Annotated in this window: 12 protein-coding genes; 8 read left to right on the plus strand and 4 right to left on the minus strand. The window is 67.8% G+C overall.

The genetic code is table 11. The features are described from left to right. Positions 1 to 21 precede the first annotated feature (21 nt). Genes EP7_RS12445 through EP7_RS12465 form a run of 5 tightly spaced genes read left to right on the plus strand, consistent with a single transcriptional unit; the run spans position 22 to position 5,752 of the window. Complete coding sequence (locus EP7_RS12445; RefSeq protein ID WP_463528413.1) at positions 22 to 1,461, plus strand: MATE family efflux transporter; 1,440 nt, start codon at positions 22 to 24, stop codon at positions 1,459 to 1,461. Further along, positions 1,458 to 2,522 (plus strand): transglutaminase-like domain-containing protein, encoded by a 1,065-nt coding sequence (locus EP7_RS12450; protein WP_463528171.1) that lies wholly within the window; start codon positions 1,458 to 1,460, stop codon positions 2,520 to 2,522. Before EP7_RS12445 ends, EP7_RS12450 begins: the two co-directional genes overlap by 4 nt. 31 nt (positions 2,523 to 2,553) lie before the next feature. Beyond that, positions 2,554 to 3,456: a 3-keto-disaccharide hydrolase gene (locus EP7_RS12455; protein ID WP_463528172.1), complete on the plus strand. Its 903-nt coding sequence runs from the start codon at positions 2,554 to 2,556 to the stop codon at positions 3,454 to 3,456. 12 nt (positions 3,457 to 3,468) lie between these two features. Further along, a complete protein-coding gene (locus tag EP7_RS12460; RefSeq protein ID WP_463528173.1) occupies positions 3,469 to 4,752 on the plus strand; it encodes a Gfo/Idh/MocA family protein in 1,284 nt (427 codons plus the stop codon). A gap of 25 nt (positions 4,753 to 4,777) precedes the next feature. Then, a complete protein-coding gene (locus EP7_RS12465) occupies positions 4,778 to 5,752 on the plus strand; it encodes a sugar phosphate isomerase/epimerase family protein (protein ID WP_463528174.1) in 975 nt (324 codons plus the stop codon). Here the strand turns inward: EP7_RS12465 and EP7_RS12470 are convergent. After that, complete coding sequence (locus EP7_RS12470; protein WP_463528175.1) at positions 5,749 to 8,163, minus strand: hypothetical protein; 2,415 nt, start codon at positions 8,161 to 8,163, stop codon at positions 5,749 to 5,751. The genes EP7_RS12465 and EP7_RS12470 overlap by 4 nt on opposite strands. A gap of 289 nt (positions 8,164 to 8,452) precedes the next feature. Here EP7_RS12470 and EP7_RS12475 point away from each other — a divergent pair, with 289 nt between their 5' ends. Beyond that, positions 8,453 to 10,354, plus strand: a complete 1,902-nt coding sequence (locus EP7_RS12475; RefSeq protein WP_463528176.1) for a hybrid sensor histidine kinase/response regulator — start codon at positions 8,453 to 8,455, stop codon at positions 10,352 to 10,354. A gap of 10 nt (positions 10,355 to 10,364) precedes the next feature. Here the strand turns inward: EP7_RS12475 and EP7_RS12480 are convergent, their stop codons facing one another. Then, positions 10,365 to 11,360, minus strand: coding sequence for a quinone oxidoreductase family protein (locus EP7_RS12480; protein ID WP_463528177.1), 996 nt, complete (start codon positions 11,358 to 11,360; stop codon positions 10,365 to 10,367). Positions 11,361 to 11,446: 86 nt separating this feature from the next. After that, positions 11,447 to 12,652 carry a hypothetical protein gene (locus EP7_RS12485; RefSeq protein ID WP_463528178.1) on the minus strand — a complete coding sequence of 402 codons (1,206 nt, stop codon included), beginning with the start codon at positions 12,650 to 12,652 and terminating at the stop codon, positions 11,447 to 11,449. 212 nt (positions 12,653 to 12,864) lie between these two features. On the opposite strand from EP7_RS12485, the gene ilvD reads away from it, so the two are divergent. After that, on the plus strand, positions 12,865 to 14,547 hold the full coding sequence (ilvD, locus tag EP7_RS12490) for a dihydroxy-acid dehydratase (protein ID WP_463528179.1): 1,683 nt from the start codon (positions 12,865 to 12,867) through the stop codon (positions 14,545 to 14,547). A gap of 1,015 nt (positions 14,548 to 15,562) precedes the next feature. Further along, complete coding sequence (locus tag EP7_RS12495) at positions 15,563 to 17,359, plus strand: GIY-YIG nuclease family protein (RefSeq protein WP_463528180.1); 1,797 nt, start codon at positions 15,563 to 15,565, stop codon at positions 17,357 to 17,359. Positions 17,360 to 17,882: 523 nt separating this feature from the next. Here EP7_RS12495 and EP7_RS12500 read toward each other — a convergent pair. After that, entirely contained in the window at positions 17,883 to 18,608 is a 726-nt protein-coding gene (locus EP7_RS12500) for a hypothetical protein (protein ID WP_463528181.1), read from the minus strand. Positions 18,609 to 18,944 lie beyond the last annotated feature (336 nt).

Consider the following 18,944-nt stretch of genomic DNA (forward strand, 5'->3'; position numbering starts at 1 on the left):
GCGAGGGCACCAGCGTTGGGCGTGACGGCAGAGCGGAAGACGGACGGGAAGGGGGACCGCACGCGCCCTGCGAGCGGGTCGGTGGCGGCCGAGATCGCGCCAACCCTGAGGCTGGCCGTCCCGGTGGTCCTGGCCGAGCTCGGCTGGATGGCCATGGGGGTCGAGGACACCCTGATCGTCGGCCGGCTCGGCCCCGAGTCGATCGGCGCCGTCGGCCTGGGGTCGATGCTCCACTTCGTCCCGGCCATCTTCGGCATGGGCATGCTGCTGGGGCTCGACGCCGTGGTCTCGCGCGCCTTCGGCGAGGGGCGCCTCGACGAGTGCCACCGGTCGCTGGTGCAGGGGGTCTACCTGGCGCTCTTTTTGACGCCCCCGCTGATGCTGCTGGTCGCGGCGCTTGGCCCCGCGATGGCCTGGTGGGGTGTCGACCCGACGGTGCTGGGCCTGGTGGGGCCCTACCTGCGGGCGATCAACTGGAGCACGCCGCCCCTGCTCATCTACGCTGCATTCCGCCGCTACGTGCAGGGGATGGGCCGGGCGGCCCCGGTGATGGCGGCGCTGGTCGTGGCCAACGTGTTGAACATCGCCGGCAACTTCGTGCTGGTCTTCGGCCTGCTGGGCTTCCCCCGGATGGGCGTCGAGGGCTCGGGCTGGGCCACCTGCCTGGCGCGGCTGGCCATGGCCGCCATGCTGGTCTCCTACGCCTTCTGGCACGACCGCCGCGCCGGGACCGGCTTCTGGAACGTCTCGCTCCGGCCCGACCGTGCCCGCCTGGGCAGGCTGTTCGGCCTGGGCCTGCCGGCGGCCACGCACCTGGCGCTCGAGGTCGGCGTCTTCGGCGCGGCCACGGCGCTGGCCGGCACGATGGGGGCCGCAACGTTGGCGGCGCACCACATCGTGCTGAACGCGTCGAGCGTGACCTTCATGGTGCCGCTGGGCGTGGCCTCGGCGGGCGCCGTTCGCGTGGGCCAGGCGCTGGGCCGCGGCGATCCGGCGACGGCGGCACGCGCGGGCTGGTCGGCCCTGATCCTGGGCGTCGGCTTCATGGCGTGCACCGGCCTGGCCTTCGTGCTCGCCCCGGGCGCCGTGCTGCGGCTGTATACCGACCGGCCCGAGGTCCTCTCCATCGGATTGAGTTTGATGTCGATGGCGGCCCTCTTCCAGCTCTTCGACGGTATGCAGGGGGTGGCGACCGGGATCTTGCGCGGCGCCGGCGACACGCGCACGCCCATGCTGGTGAACCTGGGGGCGCACTGGTTCCTCGGCCTGCCGCTGGGCGCCACGCTCGCCTACGGCCTGGGCTGGGGCGCCAGGGGCCTCTGGGCCGGCCTCGCCTTCGGCCTCATCGTCGCCGGGCTCATCCTCATTCGCACCTGGGCCGCGATGGCCCGGCGGCTCGCCGATGAACACGACGCCAGCCACCCAGAGACCCGACGACCCCCGCAGGAGGGCCAGCCATGACCATCAGAGACGCAACCCGTACGGCAGCCCTCGCGCTGCTGGCAGCCCTGGTCCCCGCCCCGGCCGCCGTCGCCGCCGGGCCGAAATACGCGATCGAGTCGAAGCCCTCGCGGCGCGTCGAGGCGACGCTCACCCTGGCGATCTCGGCCCCGCAGCTCAAGGCCGATGAGTGGGACGTCTTCGTCCCCAAGATCCCCGCGCTCCCCTGCCAGTCGGCCGTCAGCTCGGCCGCCAGGCCCGAGGGGCGTGAGGTCGCCGAGGGGAGCCCCAGGCATCAGCCGGTCCTCGAGGTCATCGTCGCCGCGACGACCGGGGAACTCGCCAAGGCCCTGACCGTCGAGGCCCGATACACCGCCACCCTGATCGCCCGCCGCCTGGTCGAGCTCAAGCCGGGAGACGCCCCCGCCAAGGTCGCGCCGCTGACCGCCAACGAGCGGGTGCTCTCGCTGAGGGCCAGCGCCGAGCACTTCGACTTCGAGACCCCCGAGTTCCGCGCCTGGCTGGCCGACCGCGGCCTGGCCCGCGGCGAGGGCGAGCCCGACGTCGACTATGCGAGGCGCGTGTTCCTCGCCATCAAGAAAGAGTTCTCGTATCACTATACGAACAAGCTCGACCGCCACGCCACGGCCGTCTGCAAGGCGGGCAAGTCGGACTGCGGCGGGCTCTCGGTCGTGTTCACCTCGGCCATGCGGGCGCACGGCATCCCGGCCAGGCTCCTCGTCGGCCGCTGGGCCTTCGACGGTGGCGAGGGGGGCGGCCCCGCGGGGAACCAGGAGCACGTCAAGGCCGAGTTCTACGCCGATGGGGTCGGCTGGGTCCCCGTCGACTGCTCGTCGGCCATCCTCCACGACAAGGAGCCCGAGGGGCTGACCTACTTCGGCACCGACGCCGGCGACTTCATCGTCCACCACCTGGACCTCGACCTGGAGATCCCCTCGCATCGCTTCGGCAAGCAGACGATGATGGTCCTCCAGATCCCCCCCTGGTGGGTCCGCGGCAGCGGCCAGCTGGCGGGTGTCACGAGCGTCGTCTCCTGGAAGGTGGCCGATCTCCACGAATGACCGATCGCTGTCAATCGACGGGATGGTACGCATGACCGATGACAAGCTCGACTCTCAGGTCGAAGCCTCGGCGGGCCTGGCCGACACCTCGGCCCCGCCGCCCTCGCGGAATTGGGCCCGGCCGGTGCTTCCGATGATCGGCCTGGCCCTGGCGATTACGCTGTCGCTCGGCGCCTCCCGGCTCGCGGAGCCGCGGGCCACGCCCATCACGCCTGTGGAAGTCACGCGCCTCTTCAACGGCAAGAACCTCGACGGCCTCTCCACCTGGCTGAAGGGGCCCGGGCGGCAAGATCCCGGCCGCGTGTTCGTCGTGGAAGATTCGACCATCCATATCAGCGGCGACGGGTATGGATATCTCGCCGCCGAGGAGGAATACCGCGACTACCACCTGATCGTGGAATACCGCTGGGGCAAGAGGACCGACGGCGGGACGTCGGTGCGCAACTCGGGCATCCTCCTGCACGCGACCGGCCCGGACGGCAACGCCGAGGGGACCTGGATGGCGTCGGTCGAGTGCCAGCTGGCGCAGGGCTGCGTGGGCGACCTGATCGTCATCCCCGGCCGCGACCAGGGCGGGGCCAAGATCCCCGTGACGCTCAGGTCCGACGTCGCGAACGGACCCGACGGCCGGCCTCGGTGGAAGGAAGGGGGGAGTCCTCGCGAATTCAAGGGGGGGCAACTCTGGTGGTCGAAGCATGACCCGGATTATAAGGAGTTGCTGGACACGCGAGGCAGGGACGACGTGGAGAGCCCGGTGGGCGACTGGACCCGGGTCGAATGCCTGTGCGACGGGGGCCGGATCGAGGTCCGGGTCAACGGCGTGGTGGTCAACAGGGCCTATGACGTGTCGCCGTCGGCCGGCAAGATCCTGCTCCAGACCGAAGGGTTCGAGCTCTTCGTCCGCAAGTTCGAGGTCCAACCCCTGAAGAAGTGAAAGGATCCGCGCATGCGAACCCCGACGCCCCGCAGGGACTTCCTGAAGGCCGCCGCGGCGGCCGGCCTGCTCGCCGCACCCGCGACGGCGACGACGAAGGCGGCCGAACGCGACGTGCTACGCGTCGGGCTCGTGGGATGCGGAGGCCGGGGGACGGGGGCGGCATCGCAGGCCTTGGCCGCCGACCCGGGCGCCAGGCTCGTGGCCATGGCCGACGCCTTCGAGGATCGCCTGCTCGACAGCCTGGCCGTCCTGCAAGCCGACCCGTCCGTGACCTCCAAGGTGGACGTCCGGCCCGAGTCCCGATTCGTCGGCTTCGACGCATGCGACAGACTGATCGCCGGCGATGTCGACGTCGTCCTGCTCTGCACCCCGCCGCACTTCCGGCCCCAGCACCTCAAGGCGGCGATCGACGCCGGCAAGCACGTCTTCGCCGAAAAGCCGGTCGCGGTCGACTCGCCCGGCGTACGCTCCGTTCTGGAGACCTGCGCCCTCGCCAAGTCGAAGGGCCTGTCCGTCGCCTCGGGGCTCTGCCTGCGCTCCGACAGCGGCTTTCGCGAGACCGTCAGGCGCATCCACGACGGGGCCGTCGGCGACATCCTCACGCTCTTCGCCAACGACTATCGCTCGGGACGTTGGGCGAAGCCCAAGCAGCCCGGCTGGTCGGAGATGACCTACCAGATGCGCAACTGGTACAACTTCACCTGGCTCTCGGGCGACTTCAACGTCGAGCAGCACGTCCACCATCTCGACACCTGCGCGTGGATCATGAAGGACCAATACCCGGCGAAGGCCGTCGGCATGGGCGGCCGTCAGGTCCTGACCGGGCCCGAGTACGGCCAGATCTACGACCACTTCTCGGTCATCTATGAATATGCCGATGGAGCCCGGCTCGTCAGCGAGTGCCGCCAGCAGCCCGGATGCTCGAACGACATGAGCATGCAGGCCTTCGGCACGCGCGGCAGGGCTGATCTCTCCGAGCGCCGCAAGGGGCTTCGCATCCGCGCCGCGGGCGTCGACTGGTTTTACGACGGCCCCAAGAACTCGATGTACCAGACCGAGCATGACGAGCTTTTCGCCGGCATTCGCGCGGGCAAGCCCGTGAACAACGGCGACTACATGGCCCGCAGCACGCTCCTGGCGATCATGGGCCGGATGGCCGCCTACACCGGCCAGGAAGTCACCTGGGAGATGGCCCTGAACTCGCAGGAAGACCTCAGCCCGTCCCGATATGATTGGGACGCTACGCCGCCCGCCTCCCAGGTCGCCATCCCCGGCCAGACCATCTTCCGCTGAAACCCGCGAGATCGAAGGGGAAACGATGGAACCAGGAGCGACCGCCCAACCCCGGGGACTCGACGATCTCGGCCGCCGCACCTGGCTGCGCGCGACGGCCGGTGGCCTCGCGGCGCTGGCCACGGGCGTCGGCCGTGCGAGCGCCGACGAGCCGGTGAAGGCGGCCGGGAAGGGCCGTGTCACGCAGTTCCAGATCGCCTGCATGACCCTGCCCTATTCGCGCTTCCCGCTCGGGCGTGCCCTGACGGGAATCAAGTCGGCCGGATATCGCCACGTGGCCTGGGGGACGACGCATCGGGAAGGGGCCCGCGAAGACGCGGTCCTCGCCGCCGACGCGCCCCCCGACCGGGCGAGGGAGCTGGGGGCGAGGTGCCGCGACCTCGGGCTGGAGCCCTTGATGATGTTCTCAGGGGTCTATCCCGAGGCCGACGATGCGCCCCAGATCCTCAGGGCACGGATCAAGCAGGCTTCAGCAGGGGGCGTGCCCCAGGTCCTGACGTTCGGCCACACGAAGGGGGGCAACCGCAGCCTCTGGGTCGAGCGGCTCAAGGCGCTCGGCCCGATCGCGCGCGACCACGGGGTCACGGTCGTCGTGAAGCAGCACGGCGGCGAGACCGGCACGGGCGCCGCCTGCGCGTCGATTATCCGGGAGGTCGGCGACGAAGGGATCAAGGTCAACTACGACGCCGGAAACGTGATGGATTACCTCGACGTGGACCCGATCCCCGACATCGAGGCCTGCGCAGGCGAGGTGCGCAGTTTCTGCATCAAGGACCACCGCAATGTCCCGCTGGACCAGGACTGCGGGCCCGGCCTCGGCGTGATCGATCACTACCGGCTGCTCCGCCCCCTCGCATTCACCGGCCGGCCCCTGCCGCTCTGCTGCGAGAACATCTCCGCCCCGCTCCTCCCACCGCCCACCGACCCTCGTGAGATCGACGACCTGGCCCGCCGGGCGCGGGAGTTCCTCGAGATCGTCACCCGGGGGCTGCATGCTTAATCCGACACCGGCCGCCTCGACGGACGGCGTGTGTCCGGAGTCGGAGTCGTCGGCCGGCCGTTGACGGTGCCCGAGCGGACCCGGACGGGCTCGAAGGCCGAGCCGTCGAGCGCGGTGTTGCCGGCGGCCGTCACCCTCAGCTCGTCGGGGTCGGGCGGGGGCCCTTCGCCCAGCCAGAGCGTCGGGCCGGGGCCCTTGGCGGGCTTGCCCAGGCGGTTGTCTCGCAGGTCGAGCGTCATGTAGAGCCGGCCCGCGTTGGACTTGATCGCGGGGGAGTGCTCCACCGAAAAGAACCCGGGGCGGGCCGGCTGCTCGATGGTGTTGCCGCGGAACTCCAGGCCGAAGGCCGGCGCGTGCGACCAGCCCCAGTGCACGGGCAGCTCCGTCGGCGCGGCGGTCACCTTCAGCGCATCGCCTCCGCCCAGGAACTGATTGTCGCGGATGATCGTGCCGAAGTGGTTCCCCACCAGCACCAGGTTGTTCGCCTCGCGGCTCCCCCGGGTGTCCAGTCGGTTGCGTTCGAACCGCTCGCCGACGAACCCGCTGGCCACGCTGATGACGGCCTTCGGGTCGGGCAGGGGTGCGTCCAGCAGGAAGGTGTCGGCGTCGACGGCCTGGGCCAGCCGGATCCAGGTCCCGGCCGAAGGCCCGGTCAGGACCGCCAGCACGGCCCCGGCCCCGGCGGGCTCGCCCTGCCGCCCTGCCACCCGCACGACGTACCCGTCGGCGGAGACCGCGGCGGGCCTCCCCTCGAAGCTCAGGCGATACGCCTCCGTCAGGATCAGCTCCGCGGCATTGATCCCCGGGATCGTGTCATCGTCGCGCGGGCCGATCCCCTCGACGGTGTTCTCCGCCACGAGGTCTCCGGCCCCCGAGTTCGTCAGCACCAAAAACCGCCAGGTCTTGCCGTGGGGGGCCACCGGCTTGACGCGGTTGCCCTTCAGCACCAGGCCCCGCGTGCCATGGCCGACGAAAACCTCGAAGCAGGCCGACCCCGGGGGCGTCCCCGTGTAGGTGTTGTCGACGATCTCCCAGGGGCCGCCGAAGAACTCGACCGCCCCCCCGCGCAGGCGATTCCCGGCAATCCGCCCGGAAACCGCCGCGGGCAGCCGGATTAGCTTTGGTGCGGGCTCGGTCTTCGTCCGGCTCGGCCGGGCGACCGGCGGCCCCTCCAGGTCCAGGCCCTCGATCCTGAGGTTCACCCGGTACTCGGGATACTTGGGGCTGAGGCCATGGCCGATCACCGCGGGGCCGTAGAAGGTCCCTTCGTCCCAGAGGACGGGGCCGCTGAACCGGACCGAGAACCCTTGCAAAGTCGTGCAGCCCGCCCGGATCTCGATGGCCGTACCCCAGCGGGGCGAACCCGGCCCCTGGCCGAATTCCAGGATGGCCCCGGGCTGGCCGACCAGTTCGATCGGCTCGACCAGGAGAAGCGGGCGATCGAGCCGGTACACCCCGGGCGTCAGCACGACCCGCCCGCCCCTGGCCGCCAGCGCATTCAGGTCGTCGCCCGGCCTGGCCTCGGCCGACCCGCTCGCCCGGATCGGACCAATTCTGGACAGGTCGCAGGCCCCGCCCCGGAACCGGGCGACGGCGAACCGTCCGTCGGCGAGGTCGGCCCGCACCATCATCACCGAGCCCGACTCGTCGCGACTGGGGGTGAAGTGCAGGTCGACGCGACCGTCGCCCGCCTTGGTCGCCACCATCGGCGCCATCGTCCCTTTTCCATAAGGCGGATGCGTCTCGGATAGCCCGCCGACCCAGGCCGTGCCCGCGGCGTTGCTCAGCGTCAGACCCGTTGGCTCGGAGCCCGGGGGCAGGCCGGTCACTTCCAGGTGCACCGCGCCACGCAGGCCGGGCCGCGAGTCGTCCTGACCTGCCCATCTCACCTGCAAGGGGGCGGCGACCACCTCCGGAACTGACAGGGCGGGCATTGCCAGCGCGGGATCGCAGGGGCCGGCGAGGAGGCGGGACGACTCCACCCGGTCGTCGGGGTATCCGACCGTCACGCGCAGGGGCACGCGGGCCAGGTCGCGGCCGGGGGCGAGGAACAGGTCGCCCCTGTCCGGCAACTTCGGATCCCGCAAGAACTCGGTATTGGCCGATTTGCGCGGATTCATCCCCGACTCCCAGCGCAATCCGTCGGGGCCCTCAACCCGGACCCAGCGGACCTCGACCCCGGCCGCGAGCCCCGTCAGGGCGATCCGAGCGTCTTGCAGCCGATCGGGGCCCACCCCCACGCCGGGCCCGACCCGATCCTGCCCATCTTGCCCGACCCAGGCGCAGGCCAATCGGGCCAAGGCCCGCCCGCCCGCCCGGCCCTGCGTCTGACTCCGGGCAGGGCCCGCCCACGCCCATGCAAGGGCCAGGGACGTCATCAGGCCGAGGCCGATCCTTCCGCCAGCATTCATCCCGGACCTCCATGTTCGGGCGATCTCATCCTCCGGCCCGATCGCCACGAGGGCTCGAGTCTAGCCGACCGCGTCGCCACCATGCCAGGGTCGGAGGCTGACGCCGCACCTGTGGGCGACGCTCATTTCGGAACCGAAACAAACTTCTAAAAAATTCCCCGAACAAATCCTGTCACTTCGCGAGTCGAACGACGTAAGGCCTTAGGGGAAGTTCCAACTCTTCGTGGATCGAGGCACGATGAGCGTGCACGATCACTGTTCGTTGGTGCCAGGCGATGAGGCCAGGCGGATGTTCGAAGGACCCAGATCGCCTTGGTTTCGTTACGGGATGGCCCTGCTCGGGCTAGCGACGACTCTTGCGCTGCTGTTGAAGATCCCCGTCAACGCGATCCCCCCGGTGGCCCTGGGCATCACCCTGTTCGTCGCCTGGTTCGGGGGCCTCTGGCCCAGCATGGCCCTGCTGCTGGCGACGGTCCTGATCGCGACGCCCAGGCTCTCGACGTCCGGGGATCTCTTCCGGATGGTGGTCTACGCGACGGACGCCGCGCTGGTCAACCTGATCATCGCCTGGTTCTGGCGCGAGCACAGCCGTGCCGAGGCCGAGGCGGCCGACCGCCGGGCGACCGAGCTGCGTTACCGGATGCTCTTCGAGGAGACGCCCGACCCCCTCTGGGTGGTCGCACCCCGGACCCTGGCGATCCTGGAATGCAACGAGGCCGCCACCCGCCAGTACGGCTACACGCCCTCGGAATTCAACGGCCTGACGCTCAACGACCTGCGAGCCTCGCCCGAGGGGCGTGCACGCGTCCGGGTCGACGCCGCCATGGAGGCCGAGCCGCACCGCGCATTGCGCATCCGGGCCGACACCCCCGCCAGCGAGGGCGTGGAGGCCCCGGCGGGGGTGATCGCACACCGCCGCAAGGATGGGTCGAGCCTGGATGTCGACCTATCCAGCCGGCCGATCCAGGGCAAGGGGCTCGAGGCCGGGTCCTTGCTCGTCCTGGGTCGTGACGTCAGCGAGCGTCTGAAGGCCGAGGCCGAGCTGGACCGCGCCAAGCGCGAGGCCGAGGCCGCCAACCGGGCCAAGGACAGGTTCCTGGCCGTGCTCAGCCACGAGCTGCGAACCCCCCTGACCCCGGTCTTACTCGCCTGCTCGGCCCTGCTCGACGGGGCCGACGACCTCGCCCCCGAGATCCGCCAGACCCTGGACATGATCCGCCGCAACGTCGAGCTGACCTCGAGGCTGGTCGCCGACCTGCTCGACGTCACCCGCATCTCGCGCGGCAAGATGACGCTCGACCGCCGCCGGCTGTCCCTGAATGGCCTCATCCGCGAGTCGCTCCTGATCTGCGAGTCGGACCTCCAGGCCTCGAAAGTCCGGCTGGAGGTCGACCTCAGGGCCACCCGAGACCTGGTCGACGTCGACCCCGCCCGGCTCCAGCAGGTGCTCTGGAACGTGGTGAAGAACGCCGTGAAGTTCACGCCGGCGGGCGGCCTGATCCGGGTCCGCACGCTCGATGGCGACGGCCCGCGGTCGATCCGCGTGGAAGTCTCCGACGACGGCGCCGGCCTGGCCCCCGAGGCCCTGGCGCGTATCTTCGAACCGTTTCACCAGGAATCGGGCCCGGGTGGTGCCCACGGCCGCGGCGGGCTCGGCCTGGGCCTGGCCATCAGCCGCGGGATCGTCGAGGCCCACGGCGGCCTGCTCCAGGCCACCAGCGCCGGGCTCGGCCGTGGGGCCACCTTCAGCGTCGAGCTGGCGACCGCCGCCGCCGAACTGGACGCTCCCGCGCCCGGACTCGTGCCCGCCGCGGACCCCCGAGGCCGCAGCCTGAAGCTCCTGGTCGTCGACGACCACGCCGACACGGTCCGCGTCATCTCGGCGCTGCTGGAACGGGCCGGGCACCGCGTGACCCGGGCGAGCAGCCTCGGGTCGGCCCGCGAGGCCGCCCTGGCCGGGCGCTTCGACCTACTCCTCTGCGACATCGGCCTGGCCGACGGCAGCGGCCTGGACCTGATGCGCGAGCTGGCGCCGACCGGCCTGAGGGGCATCGCCCTGAGCGGCTTCGGCACCGCCGCCGACGTGGCGAGCAGCCTGGAGGCCGGGTTCGTCGCCCACCTGACCAAGCCCGTCCGCTGGAACGAGCTGATCCGTCAGATCGACGACGCGGTCCCGGCCATCGGCCCCTGACCGTCACACCTCAGGCCACCGTCACCACCACCTTGCCGCTGAGCGTGCCGGCCCCGTGCGAGGTATTCTGCTCCAGGAACTCCTGGGCCTGCCGCGTCTCCTCCAGCGGGAAGACCTTGCCGATGATCGGCTTGAGCTTCCCCTCGCCGGCCCAGCGCGACATCTCGACGGCCGAGGTCCGCTGCTCGTCGGCCGATGCGTTGAACATGGCGAAACCCAGAAGCGAGCAGTCGCGCGGGTAGAACGAGCCGACCGGCAACGAAGGTTTGGAGGTCCGGCCCGCGATCAGGATCATCCGGCCTCGCTTGCGGAGCAGGGGGACGCTAACCTCCAGGTCGTGCTCTCGCAAAGTGTCGTACCAGACGTCGATGCCTTCGGGGCTGAACTGGCGGAGGGCGGCCGGGATGTCATCGGTCTTGTAGTTCAAGGCCAGGTCGGCCCCCAGCGACTCGGCCAATTTGACCCGCTCAGGGCTGCCCGCCGACGTGGCCACGCGGGCCCCCGCGGCCTTGGCCATCTGCACGACCATCGACCCGACCCCGCCCGAGCCGCCCGGCACATACACCGTCTCGCCGGCCTTGAGCTGGCCGGTGCGGAACAGCCCCAGGTGCGCCGTGATGCCCGTCAGCGCAATGGCCGCCGCCTGGGTGTCGTCCAGATTCGCGGGGGTGAGGTACAGCCACTCGGCGTCGACATTGGCGAACTCCGAGGCCGCGCCCGGCCTCCCCATCAGCCCCTGGTTCGACCCCCAGACCCGGTCGCCAACTTTCAGGCCCGTGACCCCCTGGCCCACCTCGTCGACCGTCCCGGCCACGTCGGACCCCAGGATATAAGGGAACGCCATCGGCATGGCGACCATGCCCGACCGCACGTACAGGTCAATCGGGTTGAAAGAGACCGCCCCCACCTTCACCCGGACCTGCCCCGGCCCCAGCTCGGGCAACGGCAAGTCCCCCACCTTGATCTGATCGGCCCCGCCCGTCTGCTCGATGTATGCGGCTCGCATTGGATTTTGGACCCTCCCCGACCGGCCTTCGGAATCTGTTCAGAGGCGGCCAAGCAAGGCCCCCCATTCGCCCCCCACCATACCACTCAGGGCCCGCCGAGCACACGGACCTCGGCCGCCGGTCGTGCCTCCCTCGGCGAGTCGGCGGCCGACATTGGCTCGACCTTCGCGGGCGTGGCCTCGGCGGCCCCCAACACATAAGAAAATGCCCCGAGCAAGTCACCGCGACTTCCGCCGTGACAGACGACGCACTGCTTGGCCGAACGAACCGCGCCCAGCATCCGCACGACCTCGCCGTCACGGGCCGAGACGATGTCTTCCCCTTGCCGCAGGCTTTCCAGGCCATAGGACTCGAACCTGTCCAGCGGGCGGGTCGGCGCGTTGTGCAGCTTGTCCATCTTCGGAAGGTGATCGGAGACGTAGGCGACGGGCTCGTCATGGAGGAGCAAACCAACAAGCTCGATATTTCGGACCGCCCAATGGTCGGCGCCGTCCGGGATCTGGCTGAATTTGTGCGGTTCGAAACCGGCCACATGCCGGCGATCCTTGATCAGTCCGTTGCGCCCCGAGTTGGCGAAGTCCACGATGCTCGACTCCAGCAGCCTCCACATCGGGCCTTGATCTGCGGCCGCGAGCGGGTCGGAGACGCCCGGAGACCACGTCGAGACCTTGCGGGAAGCCGGCTGGAGCGGGACCTTTTCGATGCGCATGGATCGCTTCAGCCGGTATTCGTTGGGTAAAAAGTTCCGCGTCACGCCAAATCCCGGGCTGTTGATGAACAGCGAGATTGTGTCTTCGTGAAGTTGCTTTAGGATCCAATCGCGATGGAGCAGCAAACCGTGGCCGTCGCGCTGCTCTTCGAAGGCTCGATCCATCACGGACAGTCCCTCGATGGCGTCCGGACTCAAGATCGTCCCACCCGGGACGGGCTTCGGCGAAGGGGCTCGGTCTTCCATGGATTCATAGGGATACATGGAACGCAGACGGTCGTATTCGCGGTTGGAGGCCAGGACGAAGCCCCCGGCCAGGCCGTATGCGGCAACGGTCGCCAGGCAGGAAGCCTTCAGGAAAAACGAGGGGCCTCGCCGCGACCGATACCAGGCGACGGCCGCGAGACTCGTGAGCACGGCCTGGAAGGACAGTGCGGGCAGGAAAAGGATCGGCAAACTCAAGCCGATCATGAGAAAAGCGACGACGAGCAAGGTCGCCACGCCCCGGTACGAGACGCTCGCTGCGAGGCCATTGGCGATCAAGAAGAACACCGTCGATACGGTCAGCGAGAGATAAAGCATGACGGCGTCTCCCCTCCGATCGCGGCAAATCACCCCGGGACGGACGGGTCCGGGCGCGAACCGATCGGCTGTCTCAGGCGTCTCTGGATGACGGATCGGGCGTGATGCCGTAAAATGGGCCGTCCCACGCCCCGGCTCGCGCAGGCGCGCCCCGGCGGGCGTTCTCTCAACACGGTCCCACGACCGCACACGCACGAACAGGCCCCAGAACCATGGCGTTCGACACCAGACACCGCAGCAGGCACCTCCTCGACGGCAGGGACCGCGCACCGGCCCGGGCCATGCTCAAGGCCATCGGCTTTGATGACGAGGCGCTGTCCAAGCCGATCATCGGCATCGCCAACACCTGGATCGAGACGATGCCCTGCAACTATCACCTGCGCGAGGTCGCCGACCGGGTGCGGCAGGGGATCATCGACGCGGGCGGCACCCCCATGGAATTCAACACCGTCGCCATCAGCGACGGCATCACCATGGGCACCGAGGGGATGAAGGCCAGCCTCATCAGCCGCGAGATCATCGCCGACTCGATCGAGCTGGTCGGCCGCGGCCACGCCTTCGACGCCGTCGTCGCCCTGGCGGCCTGCGACAAGACCATCCCGGGGGCCGCCATGGGCCTGCTCCGGCTGGACGTGCCGGGCGTCGTCGTCTACGGCGGCTCGATCGCGCCCGGGAAGTTCAAGGGGAAAGACGTCACCATCATGGACGTCTTCGAGGCCGTCGGCTCCAACGCCCGCGGCATGATGTCCGACGCCGACTTCCGCGACCTGGAAGACCACGCCTGTCCCGGCGCCGGCGCCTGCGGCGGCCAGTTCACGGCCAACACCATGGCGCTGGCCCTCGAGTTCCTGGGCATCTCGCCCGTCGGCTCCGCCAGCCCGCCGGCCCTCGATTGCCGCAAGGGCGACGCCGCCTATGACGCCGGCAAGCTGGTTCTCGACCTGTTGAAGCGAGGCGTCAAGGCGAAGGACCTGCTGACGAAGCTGGCCTTCGAGAACGCCATCGCCGGGGTGGCCGCCACCGGGGGCTCGACCAACGCCGTGCTCCACCTGCTGGCCATCGCCCGCGAGGTGGGCATCCCGCTGACGATCGACGAGTTCGACACCGTCAGCGAGCGGACCCCCACGCTGGCCGACCTCAAGCCGGGCGGCCGGTTCGTGGCCACCGACTTCGACCGCGCCGGCGGCACGGCGCTGGTCGCCAAGCGGCTGATCGCGGCCGGCAAGCTCGACGGCAGCCAGGTCACGCCGACCGGCAAGACCCTGGCCGAGGAGTCGGACTCGGCCGTCGAGACCCCCGGTCAGGAAGTGATCCTCACCGCCGAGAAGCCCCTGAAGATGACCGGCGGCCTGGTGATCCTCAAGGGGAACCTGGCCCCCGAGGGATGCGTGCTCAAGGTGGCGGGCGCCGAGCGCAAGCTGCACACCGGGCCGGCCCGGGTCTTCGACCGCGAGGAGGACGCGATGGCCGCCGTGACGACCGGCTCGATCAAGGCCGGCGACGTCGTGGTCATCCGCTATGAAGGCCCCCGAGGCGGCCCCGGCATGCGCGAGATGCTGGGCGTCACCGCGGCCATCGTCGGCCAGGGCCTCGGCGAGACCGTCGCCCTGATGACCGACGGCCGCTTCAGCGGGGCCACCCGAGGCCTGATGGCCGGCCACGTCGCCCCCGAGGCCGCACGAGGCGGGCCCATCGCCGCCGTCCGCGAAGGCGACATCATCACCTTCGACATCGCCGCCCGCACCCTCAACGTCGATGTGCCCGAGGCCACCCTCAAGGAGCGAATGGTCGGCTGGGTCGCCCCCCCGCCGCGCTACACCACGGGCGTCTTCGCCAAGTACGCCTCGCTGGTCTCCTCGGCCTCCGAAGGCGCCATCACGCTGCCCATCTGGTAACCCGAATCGCCCCTTGAAACGACCCGGTCCCCGACGACGCCCGGCCTGAGCCCCCCTCCGGCCGGGCGTCGTCGCGCCCGGTTGGGTTCGTTTTGCCGCCGGATTGGCTTCGTTTCGAAACGCCCGGAATGGCTTCGATCCGCACGCAAGTGGGTTCGTCGGCGGCTATCACCGGGGCCGGGCGACTCGACATAACCCGAGGCCCAGAAACGGGCAAATGTCTGGAATGGGTTCGTTCTGAACATTCAAGATGGCTTCGTTCCGCGTCCGCGAAATCGGCGTTCCCGGAGATCTCCCCGGCCATTTCGCGCCTGGCGACGGCGGCCTGGTTTCGACCACCACCGCGATGGGAGGGTCGATGCTGCTGCAAATTGCCAAAGAAGGAGGTCGGACTCGCTCACCGGGACGAGGAATCGCCACCAATCCTTTCAGTTGCAATCGGCGGCGAAAACCGGCAGGAAATCTCGACGTTTTTTGAAAATCATTCCGAACCGCAAGTTGAGACCATCCCGCCCCGAATGATGCCGATTGCCATCTGAATCGACCGATTTCCATGCTCGACCGCAAGTGTCCGTCGCAAAGTGTTTCCATGCGACCCATATCCACGTACCGCAGGTCAAGAACCTGTGGCTCGACCTCCATGAATGCCCAACTTCCATCCCACAGGACCGGGAGTTCCGCCACGTAATCGCCGCAGTCGTCCGTCGGGTCCATCTCCGCCCCGATGATGGCCGACGATCTCGCGCTCGCGATGCTGCATCCGATCGTCGCCTTCGACGACGAAGCGCACGCCCGAGGCATCGTCCCCCATGGCCACGCCAGACGGTCCGGCTCACTCCGACTGGTCACGGATCGGCTTACTCCGCGCAACCAAGCAAGATTGCAGTGAGCCATTGTCTTGCTCGAATCGGTCATTCACAATGATGCTTCTCTCGCCGGGTTCATGATTCGGGCGAGCAGTTCAAGTCGAGCGAAGGTGCTCGATCGATCCGCAAGTCCTACCGATGGTTGCCTCATGCTCTATGCCTTCCTCATCCTGCTCTCGTTCGCACTCATCGGTTCCACGCTTTTCTTCCTCTTGAGGTCGCAGGAACTCAACTCGCAGCTTCAGCGGGCGAGCGAGACCTGGCAGCAGAAAGAGAGCGTCTTCAACTCAGAGCTGGCCAAGGTGGAGAAGTTGAGGCATATCCCGGACGTCATCGAGAAGGCGCGCAGGACCAAGGAGGACATCGAGGAGAAGCTCGCCCAGGCGCAGAAGCGGGCGGATGAGATCGTCCGAAGAGCCGTGGAAGAGGCGCAGGACCAGAGCAGGAAGCTCCGGGCCGAGGGCGAGAGACAATTCGAATCGTCGAGGGCGATGGGGCAGACACTGACGAGCGAGGCCTCGGCGCTGAAGGCCGAGGCTCAGGAAGCGTTGAGGGTGGCGAAATGGCAGGGTCAGAATGCCCTCGAAGAAGCCCAGAAGGAAGCGAGGCAGGTTGCGTCCATGGCCCGGAAGGACGCGAAGGAGAAGCGGGAGAAGGCCGAAGCCGCTCTGGACCAGGTCACGGGCTATGCCTTTTCGATCAGGCAGAAGGCGGAGCATCGGGCCGGTGAGATCGCCGGCGAAGCGTTCGAGGCCAGGGGAAAGGTCGAGGAATACCGGTCGATTGCCCAGGCTTTGCAGAACCGGATCGAGGGCTACAGCGGAGTCTACATGGTCCCCGCCTCACACATCCTCGACGAGCTCGCCGAGGAGTTTGGATTCAGCAAGGCAGGCGAGAAGCTGAAGCTCGTCAGGGAGCGGACCAAGACGATGCAGCAGAACGAGACGGCCGCGACCTGCGGCTATCCCGAGGGGTGGAAGAAGGAGCACGCCCTGAAATTTGTGCTCAGCACCTTCAACGGCAAGGTAGACACAATCCTGTCCAGGCTGAAGCCCGGCAACCAGGGCAAGCTGATCCAGGAGGTCAAGGATGCCTACGCCTTGGTCAACCGGGATGGCGAGGTCTACAAGAATGCCCGCATCCAGGAGGAGTACCTGGACTCGCGCCTCGAAGAGATCAAATGGGCGGTGGCGGTGCAGAAGATGAAGGAGAAAGCCCGAGAGGAGCAGCGGGCGATCAAGGAGCAGATCCGGGAAGAGGAGCGGACTAAGAAGGAGATCGAGAAGGCCATCAAGCAGGCCGAACGCGAGGAAGAGCTCGTCAACAGGGCCATCGCCAGGCTCAGGAAGCAATTCGAGGAGGCGAGCGAGGCGGAGAAGGCCAACCTCGAAGCCCAGCTGCAGGAGTTGAACGGGAAGCTCGTCGAGGCCGAGGAGAAGGGGAGGAAGGCGATCTCGATGGCCCAGCAGACGAAGAAGGGCCACGTCTACATCATCTCCAATGTCGGGGCATTCGGCGAGAACGTCTACAAGATCGGCCTGACGCGCAGACTCGACCCCACCGAGCGGGTCAAGGAACTCGGCGATGCGAGCGTGCCGTTCGCGTTCGACGTCCACGCCATGCTCGCCTCCGACGACGCTCCAGCGCTGGAAACGGCCCTGCACAGGCGGTTCGTCGAGCGGCAGGTCAACAAGGTCAACAAGCGGAAAGAGTTCTTCCGCGTTAGCCTGACGGAGATCAGGAAGGTTGCCGAGGAACTGGGCCTTGAATCCACCTGGACGCTGGATGCCGAAGCAAGCCAGTATCGGGAAACCCTGGCCCTTGAACAGGCGATGAAGTCGAACACCGAGCTGAGAAGGCAGTGGCTAGCAGACCAGGCCACATTCGATTTCAAGGATCAGGATTTCGAGGATGCGGAGCAGGAGCTGGAAGAAGTCGAGGCATAGTGCGAGTCGCCTGGAAGGGGAAAAGGGGTAAACCGAATGTCCCGAAAGCCATCGGGATAAGCCATAAAGCCTCAAACAGAAATGCTTGCGCCGGTTTGCCATTCGGTGCTACTGGCAGGCATTTACCGATCGGATTCGGAGTTCCTAATTTCCACGATCCTTAGGTCTCCATCGGGATGGGGCGAGGCCCAGGACGATTGCGCCGTGATGGGTAATCTGGAACGATCTTGGGCCTGATGACTCGGGTAGGGGTAACCGCCAGGAGTCACCCACACCACGCCGCCTTTCCTACCACTTCTCGGCGTGGTTCGATCTCCGTCCTCCCAACCGCCAACCAAGTATATTGTTTTATGAATGGCATCCGCATCCTGGACTGCGTTGTCATTCCCAGCACCAAACTTGGTTGCGTCCACAGCGTAGCCGATATAAAGAATAATTCTCCTTACAGCATACTCTTAAAGTTCTGACATAATCGCTCATATATTAGTAAATGGGAAATAAACGAAAACAGGACATCCTACTTTCACGTAAGCTCATTCCTTTCTGCGATAATCGACATCGCCCGTTGCGACAACGTGTAACGTACGCCGTAGCAAAGGCCACAGATTGTCGCGGCTCCGAGCATCAGGGTTATGCTGGAGGGCTCGGGGACGGGGGTGAGGGTGGCGGTGAAGGCGAAGTCGCTCCCGGGGGCGGTGAAGCCGCTGTCCCATGGGCCGGAGGTCCAGGCGGATGTGTCGGTGCCGTTGTTCAGGTAGACGGATTTTCCTCCCGAATATGCGTCGACGTTGCGGACGAGGCCCCAGCGGGTCTGGTCGAGGGTGCTGTCTTGATAGGTCGAAGTGCTCAGGAAGAGGACGTATTGGTTTCCCGAGGTCAGGGCGATTCCGGGATTGATGGTGACGGCCTGATACACACCGTCGTCGTTGAACGGGAGCACAAGTAGGCCGCTGTCGTAGAGGACCGGCCCGACCGCCCGATCAAGCGTCTCGTCCCACTGCATCACATGGCCGCCAAAGCGACTCGGGTGGGGGCCGAAGAGGTTCTCGGTGCGGATACGGAAGGAGAATGACTGCAAGCGGGTCTCCGCACCGACGGTGATCGTCTGCCCGAAGGTCGCCGTGTTCGTCTCGCCGAAGCCGAGCAGGCTCTGCGATCCATTCCAGTCGGGGAGTGTCGAGATCGTCTCGCTCCGGGCGTGGGCGGGCAGTAACGCGAGGCTCAATCCGATCGCGAGGGTCCAACGCATCGACGTTCTCCGGATGGGGGGATTGCGAGAAAGAGTCGTGCGGATCGTACCTGTGCCCGGACTCAGCCGCCACCGAATGACGGGCAATTGTCCGAATCCGTTGAATACCTCCGCCCACCGAGCCCGCCCTCGGACACGCCGGCCAGGGACAACACCGACACCCATCGGACTTCTGACGAGAGGGCCGATTCCGATGGGTTCGTTTTCCTCCTCAACATCTTGAACGCCGATCAGCCCGGGGTGACCGTGGGCGGGGTTTGCGTGGAAGGGAGGGGCGGCGGGATTGTCAATCAATCGGACTCCGAGCGAATTGGGACGCACGTCGGGGGTTGGCGT

This window comes from Isosphaeraceae bacterium EP7 (assembly GCA_038400315.1).
Taxonomy (GTDB): domain Bacteria; phylum Planctomycetota; class Planctomycetia; order Isosphaerales; family Isosphaeraceae; genus EP7.